This is a genomic window from Paraburkholderia sp. BR10954, from assembly GCF_040965775.1.
GTDB classification, from domain to species: Bacteria; Pseudomonadota; Gammaproteobacteria; order Burkholderiales; family Burkholderiaceae; genus Paraburkholderia; species Paraburkholderia youngii.
Genome location: NZ_JBFRCK010000151.1, coordinates 1 through 1881, shown reverse-complemented (window position 1 = coordinate 1881; position 1881 = coordinate 1). Strand labels below are relative to the sequence as shown.

2 protein-coding genes are annotated in these 1881 nt (G+C 62.5%); both read right to left on the bottom strand.

Annotation, left to right across the window (positions count from 1 at the left end):
- Positions 1–40 precede the first annotated feature (40 nt).
- Positions 41–808, bottom strand: a complete 768-nt coding sequence (gene istB / locus AB4Y34_RS41495; protein ID WP_368719264.1) for an IS21-like element helper ATPase IstB — start codon at positions 806–808, stop codon at positions 41–43.
- An 11-nt stretch (positions 809–819) separates the two neighbouring features.
- A partial coding sequence (gene istA / locus AB4Y34_RS41490; protein ID WP_368719263.1) for an IS21 family transposase occupies positions 820–1881 on the bottom strand: 1062 nt, incomplete at its 5' end.

The window sequence follows — 1881 nt, the reverse complement described above, 5'->3', positions numbered from 1 at the left end:
GGGGTTGGGCGTTGCGCGGTGTTGATTGTAGATTTCCTTGTTAATTCTGGTCGAGTTCGGGCTCCAGGACGTTGGGTTTTGGGGATGCCTTTCTGAGGGATTCACCGGTAAGCGTGATCCGATGATGACGCTGCATGAGGCGGTCGAGCATTGCGTCGGCGATTGTCTCGTCGCCGATCCATCCATGCCAGTGCTCAATCGGTAACTGGCTGGTGACGATGGTCGCCTTTCCCGCCGAGCGGTCATCGATCATCTCGAGCAAATCGTTTCGAACCATCGCATCGAGGGGTGCCATTCCCCAATCGTCCAGTAGAAGCACGTCGACGCGGGCAACCTGCAGCAGCCATTTTGTGAAGCCGCCGTTGCCGTGCAGAACGCGAAGCTCCTCGCCAAGTCGCGGCACGCGCAGATACAAGGCTGAATGCCCGCGCCGGCAAGCGTATTGGGCCAGGGCACAAGCGAGCCACGATTTCCCAGCACCAGTTGGGCCGCTTATGAGCAGGCTGTAGCCTGCTTGCACCCAGTCACCGAGTGCGAGGCTCGTGAGCGAGCGCGGATCGACGCCACGGCCAGCGCGCGTGTCGAGATCTTCAATGGCGGCCTGCGGATACTTGAGGCGCGCCTGCTTGAGCAATCGGGTACGACGGCGATCATCACGCCAGTTGGCTTCCCGGTCGACCAGCAGTGACAGGCGTTTCTCGAAGCTCAGGCTGGCCGCACCGGGCTGCGTCAATTGTTCTTCCAGGCCGTCAGCGAAGCCGTCCAGCTTCAGGGTGCGCAATTGCGTCAGTGTCTGTTGCATCATCATGGAGGTCTTCTTTATTGGTAGTAGCTGGGGCCGCGTACATGCGCGTGGCTCGGGCTGGTCCAGTCGGCAGGCGTTGCCACCGCTGCCCGATCGCGGTTGTTGACCAGGATGTCGCGCACGTGGCGGTAACGGTGTACGCCCAGTTCCAGCGCCAGCGCGCAGGCGGCTTCGAGACGGTCACGGCCATAGCGACGTGAGAGCGACAGCAATCCAAGGCACGCCCGATAGCCGTGTTCCGGATGGCGTTGCTCCTGCAGCAGCCGGGTGACGAGCGCGCCGGTTGCCGCGCCGATCTGCTGTCCCCAATGAATCAGCCGCTGCGGCGTCCATTCCAGATGAGCGCGGTGTGCCGCCGGCATGTGCTCGACAACAGTGGTATAGCTGCCTGCGCGATCGTTACGTGCGTGGCTGGCGACGCGGCGACCGCGATGTAGCAGTTCGACAGTGCCCGCCGTGATACGCGCATCGAGCTTGAGGCCGACCAGCGCGTGCGGCACGCTGTAGCGGTGTTTGTTGATCTCGACGTGATAGTCAATGTGAACCGTCACGGTCTTGAAGCGCGCGAGCTCATAGGGCTGTGCCGGCAGCGGCTGCAATGCCGGCGCGTCGAGCTGGGCGAATGCACTGGCGCGACATCCCGGCAGCTTCTGGAACGGCCTCTCATTCAGGTTCTTGAGCAGCGGGCAGATTGCCTCATTGACCGAGTGGACCGAGTCAAACCGGTGATGACGCAGGCGTGCCATGATCCAGCGTTCGACCACCTGGACCGCAACCTCTACCTTCGGTTTGTCCTGCGGACGATATACGCGCGCAGGAAGGAATGATGTGCCGTAGTGACGCGCGAAGTCCAGCACAGTGTCGCCGGCACGAGGTTCATAGCGATCGGGATCGGCAATCATCGCGCGTGGGTTATCCGGGACGATCAGCTGCGGCACTCCGCCATAGAAGGTCAGCGCGCGAGCAATGCCGCCCAGCCAGTCCTCCATCGTCTCGGCCGGCGTCGCACATGCGAACGTGTAACTCGATGCGCCCATAGCCGCTACGAAGATGTGCGCGCGGCGTCCAGTCGTCAG